The sequence below is a fragment of the Achromobacter kerstersii genome (genome assembly GCF_902859595.1).
GTDB lineage: Bacteria > Pseudomonadota > Gammaproteobacteria > Burkholderiales > Burkholderiaceae_B > Achromobacter > Achromobacter kerstersii.
Genome location: NZ_CADIJQ010000004.1, coordinates 138204 through 161340 on the forward strand (window position 1 = coordinate 138204; position 23137 = coordinate 161340).

A 23137-nucleotide genomic window follows, 5' to 3' on the forward strand; every position below is an offset into this window, starting at 1 on the left:
ACGTCTGGGTTTGACGTCTGGGTTTGACGTCTGGATCTGACGTTGGGCGTGTCGGTGGCCGTGAGCCTAGCCCAGACGTTGACCATGGGCGTTGCCCGTTCTGCTACCGTGACAGACACGCAGGAGAAAATCATGTCCAAAGTCATGCTTGTCACCGGCGGCAGCCGGGGCATCGGCGCTGCCGTCGCCAAACTTGCCGCCCGCCGCGGCTACGCCGTCGGCGTCAACTACCGCACCCACTCCGATGCCGCCGATGCGGTGGTGGCCGAGATTCAGCGCGAAGGCGGCAACGCCCTGGCCATTCAGGCCGACGTGTCGCAGGAAGATCAGGTGGTCCACATGTTCCACACGCTGGACGAGCGGCTGGGCCCGCTGGATGCACTGGTCAATAACGCCGGCATTCTTGAAACGCAGATGCGGCTGGAGCAGATGGATGCCGACCGGCTGATGCGCGTGCTGTCCACGAACGTGATCGGCGCATTCCTGTGCGCGCGCGAAGCCGTGCGCCGGATGTCGACGCGCAATGGTGGCCAAGGCGGCGCCATCGTCAACGTGTCATCCGCCGCGGCGCGTCTGGGTTCACCGAATGAATACGTGGATTACGCCGCATCGAAAGGCGCGCTGGACACGCTGACGATCGGGCTGTCCAAGGAAGTGGCGCCAGAAGGCATCCGGGTGAACGGCGTACGCCCCGGCACGATCTACACCGACATGCATGCCAGCGGCGGCGAACCCGGCCGGGTCGATCGGCTGAAAAGCGTGATCCCGCTGCGGCGGGGCGGCTCGGTGGACGAAGTGGCGGGCGCGGTAATGTGGCTGTTCTCTGACGAAGCGGGCTACACCAGCGGTTCGTTCATCGACGTGTCCGGCGGCAGCTAAGGCCGTTCAAGCGTTGCGCACCGGCTTGCCGTCGGGCGCGACGCAGTTCATCCATTGCTCACCGGTTTGCCGCCGGGCGCGACGCCGTTCAACCATTGCGCACCGGCTTGCTGTCGGGCGCGACGCCGGTCAACCATTGCGCACGGGTTTGTCATCCGAGGCGATCACGGTTTTTTCCTGTTTGGCGGAAATGCGCGCTTCAACGCGGCGCAATACCGCCAGCACAAATAACGCCATCAAGGTGCTGACCAGCGCCGTGGCCTCGCGGCCCATGCCCGCCGCGACGCCAATGGCCGCCGTCATCCAGATGCTGGCCGATGTGGTCAGGCCATGGATCTCGCGCTCGTTGCTGAGCTTGATGATGGCGCCCGCGCCCAAAAAGCCGATGCCGGCGATCACCCCTTGCAGCACGCGGCTGATGTCGCCCACCTGCATGCCGCCTTGCAACGGCACCAGCACGAAGATGGCGGCGCCCAACGCCACCAGCATGTGCGTGCGCAAGCCCGCGGCCTTGCCGCTGCGTTCGCGCTCGTACCCCAGCAAGCCGCCCAATATCACCGCCATACCCAAGCGCAGCACGATGCGCGTGGCTTCGCCCACGTCAGGAATATCCGCAAACTCGCTACGCACGGTGGACCAGATTTCCAGCCAGATTTCCGTCATCGCCGCTTCCTCGGGGCACAAGTGAAAAGCAGCATAGCAGGCAGCCCAGGCGCAACGCCATGACGCTTTCAGGCTGACAGGAAAGTCGCATCTGGTTTACAACCATCGAGTGCGCCGCGCGTGCGGGCGTGAATCAACAGGAGGTTTTCATGGACTTGCAGCTGGCCGGAAAACGCGTGCTCATCACGGGCGCATCCAAGGGCATTGGCTTGGCGTGCGCCATCGCCTTCGCGCGCGAAGGCGCGGACCCGATCCTGGTGGCGCGCGATGACGCTGCGCTGCATCAGGCCACGGCGTCGATTCGCGAACAGAGCGGCCGCGACACGCGCGCCGTCACGATGGACCTGGCCGTGCCCGGCGCGGCCGAAAAGCTGGCGAAGGAAACCGGCCCTATCGACATCCTGGTGAACAACGCAGGCGCGGTGCCAGGCGGCGCGCTGGATCAGGTGCAAGACGAACGCTGGCGTGCGGGATGGGAGCTGAAGGTGCACGGCTACATCAGCCTGGCGCGGCACTACTACCCCCACATGCGGGACGCCGGGGCCGGCGTCATCGCCAACATCATCGGCATGGCGGGCGCGGCGCCGCGTGCCGACTACATCTGCGGGGCGGCGGCCAATGCGTCGCTCATCGCTTTCACCCGCGCGTTGGGCGGTGAAGCGCCGCGCCACGGCGTGCGCGTCTTTGGCGTAAACCCGTCGCGCACCCGCACTGACCGCGTGCTGACCTTGGCGCGCCAGCGCGCGCACGCCCGTTGGGGCGACGAATCGCGCTGGCAGGAAACCTTGTCAGACCTGCCGTTCAGCCGCTTGATGGAACCCGAAGAAGTGGCCGACATGATTGTGTTCGGCGCATCGCCCCGTGCCGGCTATTTAAGCGGCACGGTGATTGATCTGGATGGTGGCGAGCAGTACGCGAACCACGCGCGCTAAACAGGTCAGGCGCCAGGTCAGGCACCAGGTCAGGCGCGTGGAGCATGGCGCGTAGTGCATGGCGCGTAGTGCCTGGCGCCCAGTGCGCCACGCCTCACGCGTGCCGGCTAGCGATGGGCGAATCAACCAACTAGCGTGCCGCCGCTTGCCAGCCGGCCAGCAACGCCGGCAGCTGCTTCATATCGGTGAACACCTGCGCCACGCCCACGCTGCGCAGCGCTTCGGCGCCGCTGTGACCGTTGGCGTCGGGGCTGTAGCCGAACACGGTGGCGCCTGCCGCCACGCCGGCCGTTGCACCCGTGACGGTGTCTTCCACGATGGCGCAACGCGCAGGGTCCACGCCCAGCGCTCGGGCGGCGGCCAGGTACACGTCAGGAAACGGCTTGCTTCGCGGCATTTCGTGGCCGCTGAAGACGCGTCCATCAAAACACTCCGCAATGCCGACCTTGGCCAGTTGCAGTTCCACCTTGCGGCGGTCTGCACCCGAGGCCACCGCGATGCGCCCGCCCAACGTCTGGTGCAAGGCGCGCACGGCGTCCGGCGCACCGGGAATTTCCAGCAAGTCGCGGTCCAGCGCGGCGTTGCGGCGCTGGCGGAATTCGTCGAACCATTCGGGCCCCAGCTTGGCGCCGGTTTCGGCTTCGATGCGCGGCAGTTCATCGCGCACGGCTTTCCCCGTGAAGATACGCATCGTCTCGTCGTGCGTAATGTTCCAGCCCAGTTCATTCAGCATCTGGGTCAGCACATCGCTGGTGATAGGTTCGGAATCAACCAGCACGCCGTCGCAGTCGAACAGCACGGCGTCAAAGGGAAAATCAGTCATTGCGGGGGCATGGAGGGGGTTCGTGAAGCGGATAAGCATACTGCATGGATCGCCGGCTGCTGGAAACTGGCCAAGCGGTGAAGCGGTAAAGCGGTAAAGCGTAAAGGGTTAAAGCGAAAAGGGGTAAAGCGTAAAGCGGTGAAGCGGCGCAAGCTTCGGAGTGACGCGCCCCGAGGCCAGCGCATAAGCTATCGCTATGGCTATGGCTATGGCTATGGCTATTGCTATTGCTATTGCTATTGCCCATGCCCATTGCATGACGCCCCCTATCCCTATCCATGCCCCATGCCCCATGCCCCAAGAACACACCCCGCTGGATCATTACGACTGGAACCGTGTCGCGCGCGACCTGGACGCCGAAGGCTGGGCGCTGCTGCCGGGGTTCTTTGCGCAAGCGGCCGCGCAACAGCTGTCGCAACCGTCTTGTGAAGCTGCCACCACGCACGCCCTTGAGACGCTGCGCCGCGACCTGTACCCGCGCCTGCTTACCCTAGCCCGCGCCTGGGCGACTGCACTGCAAAGCGATGTCATCTATCCCGACGATTTCAACGACTGGCTGGATGGCAACCGCGCCGCCGGGCAGACACGCCCGCTTTCCGCGGTGCATCGTCATCGGCCCGGCGACGGGCAGCCGCTGATGCAGCACGCCGACGGTGAACATATCTTTGCGCTGCAACTGGTCGCGCTGCTGTCAGACCCGGGTGCGGACTTCACCGGTGGCGAGTTCGTCATGACCGAACAGCGCCCCCGCATGCAATCGCGTCCGATGGTGCTGCCTCTGCAACAAGGCGATGCGGCCGTCATCGCCGTCTCGCATCGCCCGGTCCAGGGCGCGCACAACGCGTATCGCGTCACGGCCAGGCAAGCCATCAGCCGGGTGCGTTCGGGCGAGCGCGTGGGCCTGGAAGTGGTGCTGCACGACGGACGCTAGCGCACCATTCACCCCTGCGGCGACAAAAACGCCAGCACGTGTTCGGAGAACGCCTCGTGGCATTCCTCGGTCACGAAGTGGCCGCAGTCGGGAATGATCACGCCGGTGAGATCGCTCGCGTTATCGCGCATTGTGACCAGCGGCGCATCGCGCGTGGCGTGTTCCGCGCCAATGGCCAGCGTGGGCATGCACAATGGCGTTTTGGACCGTTCCAGGTTCTGGCGGATGGTCTCCGGAATGGCGCGGTAATAAGCAAATCCCGCGCGCAACGCACCCGGCGAGGAATACGCGTCGATATAGACGTCGGCCGCTACGCGGTCGCGGCGATGCGACCACTTGTCGAACATAAAGCTCAAGTAGGCGCGCTCACGTCCGGTGATCAGCGCCTCCGGCAGATCATGCAGCTGGTTGAACAGGAAGTGCCACAAGAAGATGTTGTCCTCGGGCGGCACGAATATCGGGGGGGCTGGCGCCAGGCCGGGAATCACGGCCTCGGTCAGCACCAGCCGGCGGATGGCGTCGGGATAATCGCTGGCCATCGCATAGGCCACCCACATGCCGATGTCGTGGCCGATGACCTGATAGACCGTGTGCCCCAATTGCTCCATCAAGCAGTGCAACACGCGGGCGACGGCGCCGGTGTCATAACCGTGCGCGGGGCGGTCAGAATCCCCCGTGCCGGGCGGGTCCACGGCGATGGCGGTGTAGCCGGCCTGCGCCAGCGACTTCATGATGTGGCGCCATGTGAACCAGGTTTGCGGCCAGCCGGGAACCAGCAGCACGGGCGGCCCGTCGCCCATGACCGCGCAATGGATGCGCTTGCCATCCACCTGCACATACTGATGCGATACCGCGTCGGCGGCCGTAAAAAAAGCGCTGATTTGATGCGTCATGATGAACTCGTTTCGCCTACGCCATGCCCAGCAGGGCGTGAATTTGTTGCTTGTCGATGGCGGCGCCCGCAAAGTCGTCGAACACTTTGGATGTCACCGGAATGATGTGCCGGTTGATGAACTCCACGCCTTCGCGTGCACCGGTTTCCTGGTCTTTCAAGCAGCACTCCCACTCCAGCGTGGCCCAGCCCGCGTAATCGTGCTGGGCGAGTTTTGAGAAGATTGACTTGAAGTCCACCTGCCCATCGCCCAGCGAACGGAAGCGGCCGGCACGGTTGATCCACGATTGATAACCGCCATAGATGCCTTGGCGGCCCGTCGGATTGAATTCGGCATCCTTCACATGGAACATGCGAATGTGGTCCTTGTAGATGTCCAGATACTCCAGGTAGTTCAGCTGCTGCAAAACGAAGTGGCTGGGATCGAACAGAATGGCGCAACGCGCGTGCCCGCCAACGCGTTCGTGGAACATCTCGAACGTAACGCCGTCATGCAGGTCTTCGCTGGGGTGGATCTCAAAGCACAGGTTCACGCCCTGCTCATCGCACGCGTTCAGCACCGGCAGCCAACGCTTGGCCAGTTCATCAAAGGCGGTCTCGATCAAGCCTTCGGGGCGCTGCGGAAACGGGAACAGATACGGCCACGCCAGCGAACCCGAGAACGTGCCCATTTCCGTCAGCCCCAGGCGCGTTGATGCGCGCGCCGAATTCAACAGTCCTTGCCGGGCCCACGCCGTTCTGGCCTGCGCATTGCCGCGAGCCTCAACGGGCGCGAAGTTGTCGGCCATGGCGTCATACGCCGGATGCACGGCCAGCAACTGGCCGAAGATGTGCGTGGTCAGCTCACTGATGACCAGGCCATGCGCGGCCAGCGTGCCCACGATCTCATCACAGTAGTCCTGGCTGACGGCCGCGGTGCCGGCGTCGAAAAAGCGCTTGTCCCACGCGGGAATCTGCAACGCCTTGAAGCCCACGCCCGCCGCCCATTCGGCAATGGCCGGCAGGCTGTTGAACGGCGCGACGGCGTCGCTGAATTGCGCAAGATGCAGGCTGGGTCCTTTGATCGTCTTCACATCGATTCCTTAATTTTTTGTCGATCGACAAAGAATAGGCGATAAATTGCGGCGATGCAAATGCGCGGGCCGGCGTTACACTGCGTGCAGTTCATTTCACCGAGACCGTGATGGCAGGCAGACCCAGGGAATTCGACCGCGACCTCGCACTTCAGCAGGCCATGCTGGCGTTCTGGAAACAGGGATACGAAGGCACGTCGATGGCGGACCTGGTGGCGGCCACGGGCCTGGCCTCGGCGCGGCTATATGCGGCCTTTGGGTCCAAGCAGGAACTGTTTCGCGAAGCGGTGGCGCGCTATGAAGCGGGCGACGGATCGTTCGCGGAAGTGGCGCTGGAAGCGCAGGCGGATGTGCGCGGCGCCATCGAGAAATTGTTGACCGACGCGGTATTGACCTACACCCGCCGCGGCCGGCCCCAAGGATGCATGGTGGTCAGCGCCGCCACCAACTACGCCGCCGAAAATGAAGCCGTGATGGCCTGGCTGACCACACATCGCAAAGCCCGCACGCAAGGCATCATTGACCGCTTGGACACCGCCCTGCAACAGGGAGAACTCAAGCCCGGCACCGATGTGCAGGCCTTGGGCGACTACTACGCCGTCGTGTTACACGGCCTGTCGGTGCAGGCCCGCGACGGCGTAGGCAAGGCGCGCCTGCTGGCGATGATTCCCCCCGCGCTCAGCGCACTGGATGCGGTGTTGCGCTAGGCGCGCTGGGTGCGGTGTTGCGTTGAGCGCACTGGATGCCGTGTTGCACTCAGCGCACTGGATGCCGTGTTGCGCTAGGCGCGCAGTGTGTTCAGTTCTCGGCCGTGATGTGGCCGTCGGCCACCACTTTCGCAAACACGCCCGTCTGCGCCTTGATGAACGCGCTGAACTCTGCCTGGTTCATCGGCTGCACTTCCCCGCCCAGGTCGCGGATGCTGGCCACGAACTTCTCGTCGCGCAAGGCGCGGTTGATGGCGTCGGCCAGCTTTTGCTGCGCGGCAGGCGGCGTGCCGGCGGCGACGAAGACGCCAAACCAGTTTTCCAGCGCATAGTCCTTCAGCCCTGCGGTTTCGGCGATGGCGGGGATGTCGGGCGCGAATGACGCGCGTTTGGCCGACGTGACCGCCAAGGGTTTGACCTTGCCGCTCTGGATGAAGGGCAACGCGCCCGCCAGGCTCACAAACGTCAGGTCGACGCTGCCCGAGGCCACGTCCACCAACTGCGCCGACGCGCCCTTGTACGGCACATGCACCATCTTGATTCCCGCCAGCGATTGCAGCAATTCGCCGTTCAGATGCTGCGGATTGCCCACGCCGCTGGTCGCGTACGTGAGCTTGTCGGGATGCGCGCGCCCATAGGCCACCAGTTGCTCCACGTTGGCCACCGGCAGTTTGGGATTGGCGACCAGCACGTTCGGCACGCGGGCAATCAGCGCTATCGGCACCAAGTCCTTGTCCGGCTGGTACTGCATTTTTCCCTTGAAGACGAGCGGGTTGATGGCGGTTTCGCCGGCTGAACCCAGCAGCAGCGTCGTGCCGTCGGGCGCTGACCGCAGCACCGCCTGCGCGCCCAGCATGCCGCTGGCGCCGGGCTTGTTTTCAACGACCACGCCTTGCGGCATGTCGGCACGCAGGCGTTCGGCCAGCAAGCGGCCCATGCCGTCCACGCCGCCGCCCGCGGCAAAGGGCACGATGAGCGTGACGGGGCGTCCAGCGTCAGCGGCATGGGCAGGCGACAAGGCCCCAAGCGCCGCCAAGGACAGCGCCGCGGCGGCGGCCAGGGGCCGAAGAAGGGACCGACTACGAGGCCGCAGCAGGGGCGGAAAAAGAGGTGGAAAAAGAGGCCGAGTGCGGGGTCGGATCTGGGGCATGGTTTGTCTCCTGTGCGGCCTGTTCGAATGACGGCCGGGTTTTTACTTAATTGCATTTTATAGATGCAATATGCAAAACTGGCAGCTATGGAAAACACCAATGCTGGCCTGCGCCCCGCGTTTCAGCCTCTGCCCCAGACCGTTTTGACGCTGGACGGCGATGCTTTCAAGGACGCCCGCTACACGTTCATCGATCTGCCCACGCTGTTCGGCGCCGATTACTTTCGCCTGCCCGTCGTGCTGCGCCTGCTGCTGGAAAACGCGATGCGCAACATGCAGGGAGATGAACGCGACGCCGCCGTCGCCGCGCTGTTTGCATGGCTGAATCACGGCACCAGTGACGCCGAGATCGCCTTCCAACCCGGCCGCGTGCTGATGCACGACACCACCAGCACGCCCGCGCTGGTCGACATCGCCGCCATGCGTGACGCGTTGGCCGAGGCCGGCATGGACCCCGCCGTCCTCAACCCCGTGCTGCCGGTGGATGTATCGGTAGACCATTCCCTGGCCGTAGAGGCGTATGCGCAGCCCGACGCGGCCACGCTGAACCTGGACCTGGAATTGCGCCGCAACGCCGAGCGCTACCGCTTTCTGCGCTGGGCATCCAAGGCGCTGTCCAATGTGCGCATTCATCCGCCCGGCACCGGCATCATGCACACCATCAACCTGGAGCAGCTGGCCACGGTGGTCTGTGATGACGGCAATGGCGCGCTGCACCCCGACATGATGATCGGCACCGACAGCCACACCCCCATGATCAACGGCATTGGCGTGCTGGGCTGGGGCGTGGGCGGGCTGGAAGCGCAGACGGTGATGTTCGGCATGCCCACCCTGCTGCGCATTCCCGACGTGATCGGCGTGCGGCTGACCGGCGCGCTTGCGCCCGGCGTCACGGCGACCGATCTGGCGCTGACCGTCACGCAACGGCTGCGCGCCATTGGGGTGTCGGGCGAGTTCGTGGAATTCTTCGGCCCCGGCGTCAGCACGCTATCGGCCGGCAGCCGCTGCGTGGTGGCGAACATGGCGCCCGAATACGGCGCCACCACCGGCTACTTTCCCATCGACGGCGAAACGCTGGCCTACCTGCGCCAAACGGGCCGAAGCGAATCCCATATCGCGCGCATTGGCGCATATGCCAAACGCATCGGCATTGCGCTGGACCCGGACGCATCGCCGCGCTACACCCGCGTCATCGAGATTGCGCTGGATCAGGTGCGGATGCATGTCGCCGGCCCCAAGCGCCCGCAAGACCTGCACCCTTACGCCGACACCAAGGCGATCCTGGCGGCGTTGAACTTCACACCCGCCGGGCAATCCACGCCCGGCCTGCCGCGCCACCCCGTCGCCATCGCCGCCATCACCAGTTGCACCAACACGTCCGACCCGCGCCTGCTGATGGCCGCCGGCCTCCTGGCCCGCAAGGCGCGTCAGGCAGGCTTGCGTGTGCCGGCCTGGGTCAAGACGTCGCTCGGCCCCGGTTCGCCCGCGGCGGCCGGCTACCTGGCCCGCGCCGGTCTGCTGGAAGATTTGGCCGCCGTCGGCTTTGACATCGTGGGCTACGGCTGCACCACCTGCATCGGCAACTCCGGCCCCTTGCCCGCGCCGGTGCGCGCCGCCATGGAGGCAGGCGCGATTCATCCCGTGGCCGTGCTGTCGGGGAATCGCAATTTCACGGGCCGCATTCATCCCGACCTGGACCTGGGATTTTTGATGTCGCCGCCGCTGGTCATCGCGTTCGCCTTGGCAGGCGATGCCGAGCGCGACCTGAGCCACGAGCCCGTCCAAATCAACGCCGGCGGCCAGCCCGTTTACCTGCGCGACCTGTGGCCCGATGACGCCGACATCACCGCCGCGCTGGCGCAAGGCTTGCAGCCCGGCGACTTCCGCGCGGCGTTCAAAATCGCCAGCGCGAATCCGGCATGGCAAGCCCTGCAATCACCGGACACGCCGCGCTTTCCGTGGGACCCGGCTTCGACCGCGCTGCGCCGTCCGCCTTTTGCATCCACGGATGCCGGCAGCAGCCAACTGGGCCATTACGTGGCGCATCCGCTGCTGGTGCTGGGCGACGACGTCACGACGGATCACCTGTCGCCCGCCAGCGCCATTGCGCCGGACAGTCTTATCGCCGACTTCCTCGTCGCGCGTGGCGACGACCGCAACGATCTGAATGTGTTCGCATCGCGCCGGGGCAATTGGGAAGTGATGATGCGCGCCGCGTTCTACAGCAAGAGCCTGAAGAATCTGCTGTGCCCGGACGCGCCCGTGGGCCACACCCGGCATGCGCCCAGCGGCCGCGTCGAACCCATCTGGGAAGCCGCCGAGCACTATCGGCAAGACGCGCAGCCCGTCGTCTTGCTGGCCGGCGCGCGCTTTGGCACGGGCTCGTCGCGCGATTGGGCCGCCAAGGGCCAACGGCTGCTGGGCATACGCGCCGTGCTGGCGGTGAGCTTCGAACGCATCCATCGGTCGAACCTGATCGGCATGGGCATCTTGCCGTTGCGCCTGCCGGAAGGCGTGACGCCCGACACGCTCAACGTACAGTCAGGCGACCGCATCGAGATCGACGCCCCGGCCGCGACGATGGCGCCGCGCCTGCCTGTCGCGGTGCGAATTTTGCGCGCGCAGGGCACGGTGGAGACCTTGCAAGCCACTGCCGCCGTCGAGACCCAGCTTGAGGTGCGCTTGTTGCGGATGGGCGGCGTCATTCCCGCTATCCTATCGGATACCCTCCGGCCGGCCACGACCCCATGAGCGCGCAAACCAATACCGTCACCAAAATTCTGGAACTGATCCGGCAAGACCGTCTGCCAGAAGGCGCGCACCTGACTGCGCAAAAGCTGGCAGACCGCTTGCGGCTGTCGCGCTCGCCCGTCAACGATGCGCTGGGCATTCTGGAGCAGCACGGCATTGTGGCGCGCAAACCCAACCGCGGCTATTTTCTGCAACAGGATTTCGACGCCCTGCCCGGCGCGCCGGCCGAACTGGCCGCGCCTTCGGTGGACGACATCGTCACGCAAAGCTATTTCAAGCTGGCCGATGAATTGCTGCGGGGCGAACTGCCCATGCAATGCAGCGAGGCCCAGCTGCGTGTGCGCTATGCCTTGACCCATGCGCAGACGCAGGCCTTGCTGGCGCGCATTTCGCAGGAAGGCTGGGCGCAGCGCCGCCCGGGGTATGGCTGGGAATTCTCGTCGATGATGACCACGCCCGACAGCCTGTTGCAGTCGTACCGGCTGCGCCTGGCGCTGGAACCTGCCGCCTTGCTGGAGCCGACTTTTCGTATTGAAAAGAGCGTGATCGAACGTTGCCGCGCAGCAGAAAAACACTTGCTGGATGGCGGCATTGCCACCGACACGGCCGACCAGCTGCACGATCGCGGCGTGCGGTTTCATGAATCGCTGGTGGAGGCCTCGGGCAACCCGTTTTTCATCGACTCGATCAAGCGCGTGAACCGCGTGCGCCGGCTGCTGTCGTACCGCTCCATGCAAGACCGCAGCCGCTACCGCCAGCATTGCGACCAGCACCTGGCCATTCTGGATTTGCTGGAACGTGAACGCAACGAGGACGCAGCGGCCGCGCTGTCCAGCCATCTGCGCAGCACGCTGGATAACCTGGCCCGCATCAGCGGCATCCTGAAAGGCTAGCGCCATGCACGTCTATATCGGTTCGCGCACCACCCGCGAACGCCATGCCCGCGGGGATGGCATCAGCGTTTTCAACTACGCGCCCGACACCGGCGCGCTGACCTTGACGCAAGTCGTCAGCGGCTTGCTGAACCCGTCGTACCTGTTGCCGCATCCCACGCTGCCCGTGCTGTACACCGTGCATGGCGACAGCCATGAAGTCAGCGCCTTGCATCGCGACACGCACAGCGGCGCATTGACGCCATGGCATCAGCAGCCGTGCGAAGGCCGCAACCCGGTGCATCTGGCGCTGGCGCCGTCGGGCCGCTATCTGATGGTGTCCAACCACCTGACCGGCACGCTCGCCGTGCTGCCCGTTGCCGCCGACGGCGCGCTCGGCCCCGTCACACAAGCTTTGCCCATGACAGGCGAACCCGGCCCGCACCGCAAGGAGCAGCCTTTCGCCAAGCCGCACTACAACCTGGTGGACCCGTCGGGCCGCTATGTGGTGGTGCCGGACAAGGGCTTGGACCGCGTGTTTCTCTTTGCGCTGAACGCGCATGGGGCGGGCGCAGAACCCGTCAGCGTGGCCGGCACGCGCGAAGGCGCCGGCCCGCGCCATGCGGTGTTTCATCCGGCCGGCCGCTGGTTGTATGTGGTCAATGAGTTGGACAACACGGTGGCCGCGTACACGCTGCAAGACAATGCGTTGCGGCCGTTCCAGGTGCTGCCAACACTGCCCGACACCTACACGGGCAACAGCCGCGCAGCCTGCATCACGACGGACGCGCATGGCCGCCACCTGTATGTGTCGAACCGGGGCGATGACAGCATCGCGGTGTTCGGCGTAGACCCCGTCAGCGGCCGCCTGACGCCGGTGCAACACGCCGCCAGCGGCGGCAAGACCCCACGCTTTTTCACGCTATCGCCTGACGGCCGATTCCTGTTCGCGTTAAACGAAGACAGCGACACGCTCGTGCGCTTTCGCGTCAATGCGCAAGACGGCACGTTGATGCGCGATGGCTATGAACTGCGCGTGGGCAGCCCCGTCTGCATGGTGTTCGCCCGCCGCCGCGCCTGATGGCGTTGCGGCGGCCGGCGCGCGGCGAGCGGCGAGCGGCGTGCGGCTAGCGGCGCGCGGCGAGCGGCCCCGATCAGAAGTCCATCGACGCCGACAGCATCAGCGTGCGCGGTACGCCCTGCGATACCGTGCCATACGACGCCACGCCGGACCAGTACGCGCGGTTGGTCACGTTGACCACATTCGCGCGGAAAGTCACGTCCTTGCCCTGGATCTTGGTGGCGTAGCGTGCGCCCACATCAAACGTCGTCCACGACGGCACTGATTGCGTGTTGGCCTGGTTCACGTATTCGCGGCCGGTGTACATCATGCCGCCCGTCAGCGTCAGGCCCGCCACCCACGGCGTGTCCCATTCCGCGCCGAGATTGGCCGAGAACTTCGGCACGCCCACCGGCTGGTTACCGACGGTGGCGGCGTTGTTGGTGCGCGTGAGTTCGGCGTTCAGATACGTCACGCCGCCCAGCAAGCGCAGCCCGCGCACGGGTTCGCCAGACAGGTTCAATTCCAGGCCGCGGTTGCGCTGTTCGCTGTCGGCGCCGTACACGCCGTTGGTCAGCTGGCCGCTGGGCTTGGTGATTTCAAACGCGCTGAACGTCAGCATAGCGTCGTCCAGGTCTACCTTGATGCCCACTTCCTTCTGCTTGGCCTTGTAGGGCTTGAACACCTGACCCGCGTTGGACGCCGTTGCCGGGGCCACGTCACCCTTGCTCAAGCCTTCGATGTAGTTCGCGTACAGCGAGACATTGCTCCACGGCTTGATGACCAGCCCCGCCAGCGGCGTGGTCGCGCTTTCGTCATAGCTGACGGTGCGCACGCCGGTCGTGGCGTTGAAGTTGCGCGATTCGATGCGTTGCTGGCGCACGCCCACAGTCAGCTGCGCGCGTTCATCCAGAATGCTCATCGTGTCCGCCAGCGCCAGGCCGGACAGGTCCGACGACGAGACCTTGGGCACATTGGCCGGCGCCGGAATGTTCTGCTCGGGGCGCGCGATGGGGTGATAGATGTTGGACGTGAGCGGCGTGCCGGACACGCTGGCTTGCAGGTTGCGGTCGCTATACATGCTGCCCATGAAGCTGATGGCGTGACGCACCGGCCCCGTGTCCAGCTTGGCGCGCAGGCCTGCGTTATAGGTGCTGCGGTTCACCTGGAAGCGGAAGTTATTGGGCGTGACCACCGTATCGCCCGCGCTGTTGACGATGGTGGGCGTCTGGTCTGACAGGCGCGACACCCTGGTGTCCGATCCGCCCGCATCGGCGAATACGGTCAGGCGGTCACTGATGTCGTATTCCACGCGCAGCAGCGCCGATTCGCCTTCGGACTTCCACCAGCCCCACGCCTGCGTTGCGTTGCGGCGGCCATCGGCCGCGCGTGGCACGTCGATGCCGGAGGTCACCAGGAACGGCCGAGTCGGCGCATCGACCTTTTCGTTCTGCACCAGCAGGTCCAGCGATGCGCGCAGGCGCTCGCCCTGATAGTCCAGCGACAAGGCGCCGATGTCGGTGCGGGAATACAGGTTGTCCAGCGGCGTGTCGCCTTGGCGATGCATGCCGTTCACTCGCACGCCCCATTCGCCGTCGTTGCCAAAACGGCGGCTCAGGTCAACGCGTCCGCCGAATTGCGAATCGCCCACGTAGTCGGCGGACAGGCGCGTCAGGTCTTGCGGCAGCGAACGCTTGGGCACCATGTTGATGACGCCGCCCACGCCGCTGTTGGGCGACATGCCGTAGAGCAATGCCGCTGGCCCCTTCAGCACTTCGACGCGTTCGATGTAGTCGGTGAAGACGTGATAGTTCGGCGCCACGCCGTACACGCCGTCAAACGCGATTTCGCCCAGATTGCCTTCGCCAATGGGAAAGCCGCGGATGTAGAACGAATCCGTCACGCCGCCGATCTGGCCGGTAAAGCGCACCGAGGGTTCGGCGTTCAACGCGTCGGCCAAGGTCACGGCCTGGCGGTTCGCCAGCAATTCCGACGTGTAGCTGGTGATGTTGAACGGCGTGTCCATGACGTCGCGATTACCCAGCAGGCCCAGACGGCCGCCGCGCGCGACCTGGCCGCCTGCGTATTCAGAAGGCAATGCCGACGGGCTGACCCCCGCGCCCGCCACGGTGATGCTGGGCAGCAGGGTCGCGGCATCGCCCTCGCCTGCCGGCAGTTTGCGCAGCGAATATGCGCCCGCGCCCTGCTCGGCCAAGGCGTAGCCCGACCCGGCCAAGAGGCGCGCGAAGCCTTCGCGCACGGTGTAGGCGCCCGACAAGCCCGCGCTGTGTCGCCCCGCCACCAGCGCCGGGTCGAACGACAGCGGCACGCCGGCCGCGGCTGCAAACTGCGCCAGCACGTCACCCAGCGGGCCACCGGCAATGGTGTATGTCTGGCGAGCCGCAGCCGATGGCGCATCCGCCGCAGCACCGGCTGTCGCACCGGCTGCCGCAGCACCGGCTGCCGCAACAACGGCCGCCGCAGCGTCGGCAGCCGATGCATCGGCTGCCGGCTTCGCCGCCTCCGCCGTCGCTGGTGCGCCTGCCACCGCCAGCAGTATCAGCCCCATTCCGGTGGCCTGGGTCATCGCCGCCAGCGGCGACAGAACGGCCTTGCTACGGGGCAGGCGCGGCAAATGGGAAAGTCGGGAAACCATGAAACGATCCTTCGTTGATGACGGGGTGACTCGCGTGTTGCGACGATTCACCCGGTACACCGGACGAAGCGAAAAAAAGTATCAGCCAATGGGCAATTAATGTGTAACGGCGGCGCGTGGCGCCACCGTCGTCCAGAACGGCGTGACCCGGCTGATGCGTACCGGCAGCGTTTTTTCCAGCAGGCGCAGGCTGCCATCGATGTCGGCCAGCGGGAACGCGCCCGATATGCGCAGGTCGGCCACCGCCGGATCGCAACGCAAGACGCCCCGGCGATACCGCGCCAACTCGTCCACCAGGTCGGCCAGCCGCCCGTTGCGCACGGCCAGCATGCCTTGCTCCCACGACGCCGCGCCCGCGTCCACCGCCGCCTGTGGCTCCACGGCGTGCGCGTTGAACACCGTCTGCTGCCCGGCCGGCAGCACAACCGCCGCAGCGCCCGCGTCCTGCGGGCGGATCTCTACCGCGCCGTCAAACACCGCCACGCGTATGCTGGCGCTCTCGTCGCGCACCATGAAGCGCGTGCCCAGCGCGCGGATGGTGCCTTGCGTGGTGCGCACGATGAAGGGGCGATAGGTGGGCGACGGGTCGTTGCCTGTCGTCAACAGGATTTCTCCTGCGCGCAGCCACAGCACGCGCTGCTCGGGGGTGAACTGGATATCGACGGCGCTGGCCGTGTTCAACACCAGCCGCGTGCCGTCGGCCAGCGCCAGGTGGCGTTGTTGCCCGGTGGCCGTGCGCACGTCCGCCGCCCATTCGCGCCACGGCAGCGCGCGCCATCCCAGCCAGCCCGCCGGCCCCAGCACCAGCAACGCCCCCAGCGCACGCATGGCTTGCCGGCGGCCCGGGCGGTCCAGCCGGCGCAAGGTATCGCGGCCAATGCCGGGCGGCACCTGCCCGAAGCCGCGCAGCATGGCTTCCACGCGCTGCCAGGCGGCGCCATGTGCGGCGCTGCGATGCCGCCATCGCTCAAACGCCGCTTGGTCGGACGCGGACAGGGTTTCGGACTGGAAGCGCACGAGCCAGCCCGCCGCTTCTTCCAGAATCGCCGGGTCAATGACGCCGCTCATGCATGCACCTGATAGGCGATCAGGCAAGCGGTCAGCGCCTTCTGCATGTGGCGCTTGACGGTAGCCAGCGACACGCGTTGATGCGCCGCGATGTCGGCATAGGCCATGCCGTCGAATTGCGACAGCAGAAAAATCTCGCGGGTCTTGGCGGGCAAGGTGCGCAAGGTCGCGTCAATGGCGTGCAGCGTTTCAAGGATCAGCGCCCGGACTTCGGGCGACGGCGCCTCGGGCGCGGGCAGTTGGGAAACGACGGCCAGATAGGCGTCTTCCACCGCGCGGCGGCGCCAATGGTCCACCACCAGGCCTTTCGCAATATGGGTCAGCAGCGCGCGCGGCTCGGCGCCCGCGCCGGCCTTGCGGCGGCCGGTCATCAGGCGGACAAAGGTGTCGTGGGCCAGGTCGGCGGCGTCGAACGAGTTGCCCAATTTCTTGCGCAGCCAGGTCGACAGCCAGCCATGGTGGTCACGATAGAGCGTCGTGACGGTTTCGGCGGGCAGGGAGGAGTCGGGCGGAGACACGGCGCACCAGGCGGGTATTTGTAAATGGGAACGATTTTTATTTTATATGATCGACGGCCTAGCGCCTATCCACGCTCCGCGCCCCTTTGCGAACCGCGCTCGGATAAAATCAGTGCCCCCTTTCCCCCCCTTGATGCCGTCATGCAGAACGAATCCTCGGAGCTTTCCTTTCTCGCTGGCGGCGGCGAGATGGGACGCCGGGTCGCCACCTTTGATTGGGCCTGTACGCCGCTTGGGCCAATCGCCGAATGGTCCAGCGCCTTGCGCGTGGCGACCGGTATGGTGCTGTCGTCCCGTTTCCCCTGTTGCCTGGTCTGGGGCAAGGAACTGATCACGCTGTACAACGACGCGTTCAGGCCCATTCTCGGTACGAAACCCGAGGCGTTGGGCCGGCCCTTCAGCGACGTCTGGAGCGAAGCGTGGCCCATGATCGGCCCCATCGCCGACCGCGCTTTCGCGGGCGAAGCGACGTTCATCGAAGACTATTCGCTGGTGCTCCAGCGGTCGGGCCAGGCCGAGGAAGCCACCTTCACGTTCTGCTACAGCCCCGTGCGCGATGAGCATGGCGTCGTGGTCGGCATGATCGACACCGTCATTGAAACCACGTCGCGCATCCTGGCCGAACGCGCGCAGGCTGAAGCGCTTCGCCAGACCGAAGACAACCTGCGGCAGAGCCAGAAAATGGAAGCCATCGGGCAGCTGGCGGGCGGGCTGGCGCACGACTTCAACAACCTGCTGATGGGAATCGCCGGCAGCCTTGAGCTGCTAAACCTGCGGCTGTCCCAGCACCGGCTGGGGGAACTGGAACGGCACATCGACACCGCCCGGCGCAATACCGAGCGCGCTGCGGCGCTGACGCAGCGCCTGCTGGTGTTTGCGCGCAACCAGCCGCTGAATCCCCAGGCGGTGGACATCAATCAGCTGGTGCGCGGCATGGACGATCTGGTGCGCCGAAGCGTCGGCCCGCGCATCATCGTCGACCTGGACTGCGAGCCCAACCTATGGCCCGCTTGGGTCGACCCCCATCAGGTTGAAAACGCGCTGCTCAACCTGTGCCTGAACGCGCGTGACGCGATGGCCGGCCAAGGCAGGCTGGGCATCGAAACCGCCAAGGTCACGCTGGCCGACGCCCAGGCACACGAGCGCGGGCTGCCGGCGGGCGACTATCTGCGCCTGACCGTGACGGACACGGGTTGCGGCATGACGCCGCAGACCGTGGATCGTATTTTCGAACCCTTCTTCACCACCAAGTCGGCGGGGCAAGGCACCGGGCTGGGCCTGTCATTGCTCTACGGATTCGTGCGGCAATCGGGCGGCCAGGTGCAGGTGACGTCGCGCCCGGGCATGGGAACGGCGATGAGCCTGTACTTTCCGCGGGGGGAATCCGCGTTAGCGCCCATCGAGCCCGGCGTACCGCGCCACACTCCGCGCGCCGCATCCGGCTTGACGGTGCTGGTGGCGGAAGACGATGTGGCGGTGATGGCCGTCGTCAGCGAAACGTTGAGCGAACTGGGCTACATCGTCTTAAGCGCCGTGGATGGGGCCAGCGCGCTGCGCCTGCTATCCGCGCCCGCCCCGATCCATCTGCTGATCTGCGACATTGGCCTGCCCGGTGGCATGGACGGCCGCCAGGTCGCCGACGCGGGGCGCATGCTGCGTCCGGATCTGAAGGTGCTCTTCATCACCGGATCGGGCGCCCGCGCAGGCGACGAGCCCGGCGCGCCGACGCTGCCCAAGCCTTTCTCTCTGGACGAGCTGGCGCGCCAGGTGCACGCGCTGATCCCCGCCTGACCCGTCCGCAGGGTCACGGCTGCGTCGGCGTCTGCACCCCTGCGGCGGCCACCGCGTTCACAGCTTCGGCGCGTAGCGGAACGTCAGCATGAAGTTGCGCGGCTGGCCGTAGTAGTTATTGCTGCTCAACGTGTTGTAGGACGGCACGTAGTACTTCTTGTCGAACACGTTGTTGACGTTCAGGCCGATGCTCAGTTCCGGCGTGGCCTGATAGCCCACGCGCGCATTCCAGATCGTGAAGCCCGCCAGCTTGAACTCGCGGTCCGAGCTGATCGTGTCGGTCTGCGTGTTGACGCCCGCGCCCACGCTCAGGCGGTTCATCATACCCGGCAACTTGTAGTTGGCCCACAGGCGCAGCATGTGCTTGGGCGTCCAGGTGTTGAAGACCTTGCCCTGGTTGTCGGGGTCGCTCAGATACTTGGTGGTGTTGTAGGTGTAGCCCGCGTACAGCTCCAGGCCCTTGACCACTTCACCCGACACTTCGGCTTCCACGCCCTGGCTGCGCACCTTGCCCGATGCGCGTGAGCAGTACCAGCCGTCGCACGCAAAGCCGGCGGCGTAGTCGTTGACCGCACGGTTCTTGTGGTCGTAGCGGAACAGCGCCAGCATCGTGTTGATGCGGCCATCGGCCAGTTCACCCTTGATGCCGACTTCGTAGTTGTTGCCTTCGATGGGCTTGAGCAAGGCGCCGTCCAGGCTGCGTTCGGTCTGCGGCTCAAACACGGTGGTGTAGCTGGTGTAGGCGGACCAGTTATCGGTCAGCGCATACACGATGCCGGCGTAGGGAATGAACTTGCCCGACGTGCTGGACGTCGTGGAGCTGCCGCCGCCGGTGTAGGTGTAGTCGAACCAGCCGACGCGGCCGCCCGCGATCAGCGCCAGGGACTCGGTGGGCTTGACGCGCCACGTGCCGTAGATGCCCTTCTGGCGGATGTCGTAGCTGCTGCGCGAGTCATAGCCGCTGGCGGCGGCGATGGAATCGATGTCCTGCCACGGGCGATGGTGATCCAGGTCGAAGATGTTGCCACCGTCTTCCCACGCCCGCGTGAAGCGGTCGTTCGTGGTCAGCTTCGAATAGTTGGCGCCCAGCACCACTTCCTGCTGCATGCCCAGCGCGGTGAAGTTGCCGTTTACCGACATGTCCAGCCCGCGCTGCTTGCTGTTGAAGTCCACCCCGAAATTGCCGTACGACAAACCACTGCCGTCCGGTTCCACTTCTCCGGCCACGCGCTGGTGCACCGTCGTGTTCTTTTCGTTCATGGCCACGCCGGCCAGCTTGAAGCGCCACGCGTCGTTAAAGCGATGGGTGACGTCGGCGTTGAAGATGGTCTGATCGTTCTTCGCGCGGTTCCAGGTGGAGCCGGTGAAGGTGGAGCGCGGCAGGTCGATGTCGCCGCCATCCGCATAGCGCGGATAGCCCACGAACATCGGACGCGAGCGGCTGTACCGGTTGCTGATGCCGATGCCGACCGTGGTGTCTTCGGTAACGTCGAAGTCCAGCGCGGCGTACAGGTTACGCGTCTTGTCCCACACGTAGTCAACGAAGGAATGGCTTTGGTCTTCGTCCACCACGACGCGGCCGCGCAAGGTGCCCGCCGCGTTCAGCGGGCCGCCCGCATCCAGCGTCAAGCCGTAGTGGTCCCACGAACCGGCCTTGCCCGACAGCACTACCGACGGTTCCGCGCCGCCGCGCTTGCGCACCAGATTGATCGCGCCGCCAGGGCTGCCCGCGCCTTGCAGCAGGCCGGCCGCGCCGCGCAGGATTTCCACGCGGTCGTAGAACACCAGCGAGTCCTGCTCCCAGTTGCCCAGGCTGTAGCTGTTGCGCAGCAAGGCCACGCCGTCGTATTGCAGCAGGTCCACCGGGAAGCCGCGCGCATTGATCGCCACCCCCGGCCCCACGCCCTGCACGCCCACCATGCCGGCCGTGTTGTTCACGGCGTCCGGCAGGCTCGTCATGATCTGGTCGTCCATGCGCTGGCGCGTCAACACGGTGATCGACTGCGGAATGTCCTTCAGCGCCTGCGTGCTCTTGCCAATGGTGACGGCGGGCGTCGTGTACGAACCCGTGCCATCGGTGGTGGCGTTGTAGCTGCCCGTCACCGTCACCGGCGCCAGCGTGGCCGCCTGGCCCGGCGTGGACGCTTGCCGCAAGCGATACCCGCCATCGGGCCGCGCCACGGCTTGCAGGCCGGTGCCGGCCAGCAAACGTTCAAGCGCCGCGTCCACCGCATACGTGCCCGACACGCCTTCGGTGCGCGCGTTGGCCGTCAACGCCGGGTCGGACGCCACCATGACGCCCGCCTGCACACCAAACGCGCCCAGCGCGGCGCTGAGCGGGCCGGCCGGAATGTTGAAGCTCACCGATTGCCGAAGCGCCCCGGCTGCCTGCGCGTGCACGGCGGACGGCCACGGCGCCGCCAGCACAACGGCGGGCAGCGCCAGATGCAGCGCAATGCTCAACCGGGTACGCGGCAACATGCGGGCAGGCAACATGCGGGCAGGCAAAAAACGGACAGGCGATGAAGGCAGGCGGGCAAGCGACGCCGCGCGTACAGGGCGAGAAGACATCAAGGGATTCCTGGCTCAAGAAGGAGGGGCGCAGGCTCGGGTGTTGGGAGGCATCCGGGCTGCTTTCCTTACATGAAGCGCGAGATCGGGAGTTCCGCCGTTTCGGTTACACATTCATTGCTTGCGGGCGGGGCCGCCGGGTCAGGCCAGGCCCACCCGCACCCAATAGCGGGTGATTTGGCGCACACGCACGGGCAGCACGTCTTGCAGCATGGCCAGCACCTTGTCGCTGTCCGCCAATGGGAACGCGCCCACCACGCGCAGCGCCCCCGCCTCGTCCGAACAGCTCAGCCGGCCCGGCCGATAGCGCGAGAGGTCTTGCAGGAACTCCCCCAGCGGCATTTCATTGGCGATCAACATGCCGGTGATCCACGCGGACGTGGCAGGCTCCAGCGCTTGCAACGCAAAGCCGCCTGCCGCCGAGTAGTCGGCCTGCTCGCCGGCCCGCACGCGCCGGAGCGCATCAGCGGCGTCCAGGCCGCGCACATCCACCGCGCCTTCCAGCACCGCCACGCGCACGGCGCGGCCGTCGTCCAGATCCCGCACCACAAACCGCGTGCCCACCGGCGTCAGGATGCCGCTGCGCGTGCGCACCGTGAAGGGCCGGCCCTGCCGGTCTTGCGCGGTGGTGACAAGAATTTCACCTTCGCGCAGCACCACTTCGCGCTGGCTGGCGGTGTAGCGCAAGTCAACGGCGCTGGCTGTGTTCAGTTCCAGCCGCGTGCCGTCTGGCAAGGTCAACGCCCGCCGTTCGCCGGTGCCCGTGCGCAAGTCGGCCGACAGGCGGCGGATCGTGCCGCGTTCGCCCACCGCCCAGGCGCCCAAGCCCAGACCGGCCGCCGACACCATCCAGCGGATGGCGTTGCGGCGCGACTGGATCAGCGGCGCCTGCCGCAAGGTGCGGCCCGCGACGTCTTGGCCCGCTTCGGCCACGCCTGCATCCACATCGCGCGTCAATGCCACCAGCCGCAGCCAGGCCAGTTCATGCGCCGGCTGCGCGTGCCGCCAGCGTTCGAAATTTGCGCGGTCGTCGTCGCTGGCATCTTCGCGCAAACGCGCCCACCAGTCGGCGGCCTGACGCACGATCTTGGGATCAATCCGGCCGGCTTCCGGCGCATGTGGGCGCAGCAGCTTGGCGCCTTCCATCAAACCGTGGCTCACCCGTACACCGCCGTGTAGCAATGCACCAGCGCGCGCGCCAGCGACTTCTGCACCGCGTTCGGTGTCAGGCCCAATTGCTCGCCGATCTCGGCGTACGACATGCCATCCACCTGCGCCATCAGGAAGATGCGGCGGCTGGTCATGGGCAGGCTGTCGAGCAGTTCGCAGACTTGCTCCAGCGCTTCCAGGATCAAGGCGCGCGCTTCAACAGAAGGTTCCACCGCCACCGGTTGCAACGCCAGGGATTCCGCATAGGCGGTTTCCAGCGCGGCGCGGCGGGCGCGGCCTATCAGGAGACGCGTGGCGATGGTGCGCAGATAGGCGCGCGGTTCGGCGAGCGGTTCGCGCACATTGGCGCGGATCAGCCGTTCGAACGTGTCGTGCGCCACGTCAGCCGCATCGGACGCATTACCCAGCTTGCGTTGCAGCATGCCGCGCAGCCACTGGTGATGCGCCTGATAGACGGTTTGCACCTCGGCATGAGGGGCGTAGGAAGGAGAAGACATGGCGGGTGCGCCCCCGGCGTCGCCGCCAGATGCTCAAACAAAATGAAAATGATTCGCAATTATAGATATCTTCGAATCGTTTTCAAGGGCAGGATTTCGTGCCCGCCGTAGCCGCCTGACGCCCCCCCTCCCG

At 66.0% G+C, this 23137-nt stretch carries 19 protein-coding genes; 8 read left to right on the plus strand and 11 right to left on the minus strand.

Annotated features, from left to right (window positions below; genetic code table 11):
• Positions 1-132 precede the first annotated feature (132 nt).
• Positions 133-879, plus strand: coding sequence for an SDR family oxidoreductase (locus HV765_RS14435; RefSeq protein ID WP_054423308.1), 747 nt, complete (start codon positions 133-135; stop codon positions 877-879).
• A gap of 129 nt (positions 880-1008) precedes the next feature.
• Here HV765_RS14435 and HV765_RS14440 read toward each other — a convergent pair whose 3' ends face one another.
• A complete protein-coding gene (locus HV765_RS14440) occupies positions 1009-1542 on the minus strand; it encodes an MgtC/SapB family protein (protein ID WP_054422686.1) in 534 nt (177 codons plus the stop codon).
• A 149-nt stretch (positions 1543-1691) separates the two neighbouring features.
• On the opposite strand from HV765_RS14440, the gene HV765_RS14445 reads away from it, so the two are divergent.
• On the plus strand, positions 1692-2474 hold the full coding sequence (locus HV765_RS14445) for an SDR family oxidoreductase (RefSeq protein WP_054422687.1): 783 nt from the start codon (positions 1692-1694) through the stop codon (positions 2472-2474).
• A gap of 130 nt (positions 2475-2604) precedes the next feature.
• Here the strand turns inward: HV765_RS14445 and HV765_RS14450 are convergent, their stop codons facing one another.
• Positions 2605-3297 carry an HAD family hydrolase gene (locus HV765_RS14450; RefSeq protein ID WP_175170103.1) on the minus strand — a complete coding sequence of 231 codons (693 nt, stop codon included), beginning with the start codon at positions 3295-3297 and terminating at the stop codon, positions 2605-2607.
• A 292-nt stretch (positions 3298-3589) separates the two neighbouring features.
• Between HV765_RS14450 and HV765_RS14455 the strand changes: the two genes are divergently transcribed.
• Entirely contained in the window at positions 3590-4228 is a 639-nt protein-coding gene (locus tag HV765_RS14455; RefSeq protein WP_175170104.1) for a 2OG-Fe(II) oxygenase, read from the plus strand.
• Between the two features lie 8 nt (positions 4229-4236).
• Here HV765_RS14455 and HV765_RS14460 read toward each other — a convergent pair whose 3' ends face one another.
• Together HV765_RS14460 and HV765_RS14465 are read right to left on the minus strand one after the other, a co-directional pair.
• Positions 4237-5121, minus strand: coding sequence for an alpha/beta fold hydrolase (locus HV765_RS14460; protein WP_175170105.1), 885 nt, complete (start codon positions 5119-5121; stop codon positions 4237-4239).
• A gap of 16 nt (positions 5122-5137) precedes the next feature.
• On the minus strand, positions 5138-6193 hold the full coding sequence (locus tag HV765_RS14465) for a sugar phosphate isomerase/epimerase family protein (RefSeq protein ID WP_175170106.1): 1056 nt from the start codon (positions 6191-6193) through the stop codon (positions 5138-5140).
• Positions 6194-6303: 110 nt separating this feature from the next.
• Between HV765_RS14465 and HV765_RS14470 the strand changes: the two genes are divergently transcribed.
• Positions 6304-6900 carry a TetR/AcrR family transcriptional regulator gene (locus tag HV765_RS14470; RefSeq protein ID WP_175170107.1) on the plus strand — a complete coding sequence of 199 codons (597 nt, stop codon included), beginning with the start codon at positions 6304-6306 and terminating at the stop codon, positions 6898-6900.
• Between the two features lie 91 nt (positions 6901-6991).
• Here HV765_RS14470 and HV765_RS14475 read toward each other — a convergent pair whose 3' ends face one another.
• On the minus strand, positions 6992-7936 hold the full coding sequence (locus HV765_RS14475) for a Bug family tripartite tricarboxylate transporter substrate binding protein (protein ID WP_254600573.1): 945 nt from the start codon (positions 7934-7936) through the stop codon (positions 6992-6994).
• 201 nt (positions 7937-8137) lie between these two features.
• Between HV765_RS14475 and acnA the strand changes: the two genes are divergently transcribed.
• The 3 genes from acnA to HV765_RS14490 are packed head-to-tail and all read left to right on the plus strand — an operon-like array spanning position 8138 to position 12754.
• A complete protein-coding gene (acnA, locus tag HV765_RS14480; protein WP_175170109.1) occupies positions 8138-10801 on the plus strand; it encodes an aconitate hydratase AcnA in 2664 nt (887 codons plus the stop codon).
• Complete coding sequence (locus HV765_RS14485; protein ID WP_175170110.1) at positions 10798-11694, plus strand: GntR family transcriptional regulator; 897 nt, start codon at positions 10798-10800, stop codon at positions 11692-11694. Before acnA ends, HV765_RS14485 begins: the two co-directional genes overlap by 4 nt.
• Positions 11695-11698: 4 nt before the next feature.
• On the plus strand, positions 11699-12754 hold the full coding sequence (locus tag HV765_RS14490) for a lactonase family protein (RefSeq protein ID WP_175170111.1): 1056 nt from the start codon (positions 11699-11701) through the stop codon (positions 12752-12754).
• A gap of 73 nt (positions 12755-12827) precedes the next feature.
• Here the strand turns inward: HV765_RS14490 and HV765_RS14495 are convergent, their stop codons facing one another.
• The 3 genes from HV765_RS14495 to HV765_RS14505 form a co-directional block, all read right to left on the minus strand.
• Positions 12828-15389: a TonB-dependent receptor gene (locus HV765_RS14495; RefSeq protein WP_175170112.1), complete on the minus strand. Its 2562-nt coding sequence runs from the start codon at positions 15387-15389 to the stop codon at positions 12828-12830.
• A gap of 96 nt (positions 15390-15485) precedes the next feature.
• A complete protein-coding gene (locus tag HV765_RS14500; RefSeq protein WP_175170113.1) occupies positions 15486-16457 on the minus strand; it encodes a FecR domain-containing protein in 972 nt (323 codons plus the stop codon).
• Positions 16454-16975 (minus strand): sigma-70 family RNA polymerase sigma factor, encoded by a 522-nt coding sequence (locus HV765_RS14505; RefSeq protein ID WP_175170114.1) that lies wholly within the window; start codon positions 16973-16975, stop codon positions 16454-16456. Before HV765_RS14505 ends, HV765_RS14500 begins: the two co-directional genes overlap by 4 nt.
• Before the next feature lie 141 nt (positions 16976-17116).
• Between HV765_RS14505 and HV765_RS14510 the strand changes: the two genes are divergently transcribed.
• On the plus strand, positions 17117-18766 hold the full coding sequence (locus HV765_RS14510; RefSeq protein ID WP_254600574.1) for an ATP-binding protein: 1650 nt from the start codon (positions 17117-17119) through the stop codon (positions 18764-18766).
• 57 nt (positions 18767-18823) lie between these two features.
• Here the strand turns inward: HV765_RS14510 and HV765_RS14515 are convergent, their stop codons facing one another.
• The 3 genes from HV765_RS14515 to HV765_RS14525 form a co-directional block, all read right to left on the minus strand.
• Complete coding sequence (locus HV765_RS14515; RefSeq protein WP_175170115.1) at positions 18824-21337, minus strand: TonB-dependent siderophore receptor; 2514 nt, start codon at positions 21335-21337, stop codon at positions 18824-18826.
• Between the two features lie 141 nt (positions 21338-21478).
• Positions 21479-22498, minus strand: a complete 1020-nt coding sequence (locus HV765_RS14520) for a FecR domain-containing protein (RefSeq protein WP_254600575.1) — start codon at positions 22496-22498, stop codon at positions 21479-21481.
• Positions 22495-23004 (minus strand): sigma-70 family RNA polymerase sigma factor, encoded by a 510-nt coding sequence (locus HV765_RS14525; protein ID WP_175170116.1) that lies wholly within the window; start codon positions 23002-23004, stop codon positions 22495-22497. Before HV765_RS14525 ends, HV765_RS14520 begins: the two co-directional genes overlap by 4 nt.
• Between the last annotated feature and the right edge of the window lie 133 nt (positions 23005-23137).

Coding starts and splice junctions, on each gene's coding strand:
- HV765_RS14435 (WP_054423308.1), top strand. CDS start 133: ATGTCCAAAGTCATGCTTGTCACCGGCGGCAGCCGGGGCATCGGCGCT.
- HV765_RS14440 (WP_054422686.1), bottom strand. CDS start 1,542: ATGACGGAAATCTGGCTGGAAATCTGGTCCACCGTGCGTAGCGAGTTT.
- HV765_RS14445 (WP_054422687.1), top strand. CDS start 1,692: ATGGACTTGCAGCTGGCCGGAAAACGCGTGCTCATCACGGGCGCATCC.
- HV765_RS14450 (WP_175170103.1), bottom strand. CDS start 3,297: ATGACTGATTTTCCCTTTGACGCCGTGCTGTTCGACTGCGACGGCGTG.
- HV765_RS14455 (WP_175170104.1), top strand. CDS start 3,590: ATGCCCCAAGAACACACCCCGCTGGATCATTACGACTGGAACCGTGTC.
- HV765_RS14460 (WP_175170105.1), bottom strand. CDS start 5,121: ATGACGCATCAAATCAGCGCTTTTTTTACGGCCGCCGACGCGGTATCG.
- HV765_RS14470 (WP_175170107.1), top strand. CDS start 6,304: ATGGCAGGCAGACCCAGGGAATTCGACCGCGACCTCGCACTTCAGCAG.
- acnA (WP_175170109.1), top strand. CDS start 8,138: ATGGAAAACACCAATGCTGGCCTGCGCCCCGCGTTTCAGCCTCTGCCC.
- HV765_RS14485 (WP_175170110.1), top strand. CDS start 10,798: ATGAGCGCGCAAACCAATACCGTCACCAAAATTCTGGAACTGATCCGG.
- HV765_RS14490 (WP_175170111.1), top strand. CDS start 11,699: ATGCACGTCTATATCGGTTCGCGCACCACCCGCGAACGCCATGCCCGC.
- HV765_RS14495 (WP_175170112.1), bottom strand. CDS start 15,389: ATGGTTTCCCGACTTTCCCATTTGCCGCGCCTGCCCCGTAGCAAGGCC.
- HV765_RS14500 (WP_175170113.1), bottom strand. CDS start 16,457: ATGAGCGGCGTCATTGACCCGGCGATTCTGGAAGAAGCGGCGGGCTGG.
- HV765_RS14510 (WP_254600574.1), top strand. CDS start 17,117: ATGCAGAACGAATCCTCGGAGCTTTCCTTTCTCGCTGGCGGCGGCGAG.
- HV765_RS14515 (WP_175170115.1), bottom strand. CDS start 21,337: ATGTCTTCTCGCCCTGTACGCGCGGCGTCGCTTGCCCGCCTGCCTTCA.
- HV765_RS14525 (WP_175170116.1), bottom strand. CDS start 23,004: ATGTCTTCTCCTTCCTACGCCCCTCATGCCGAGGTGCAAACCGTCTAT.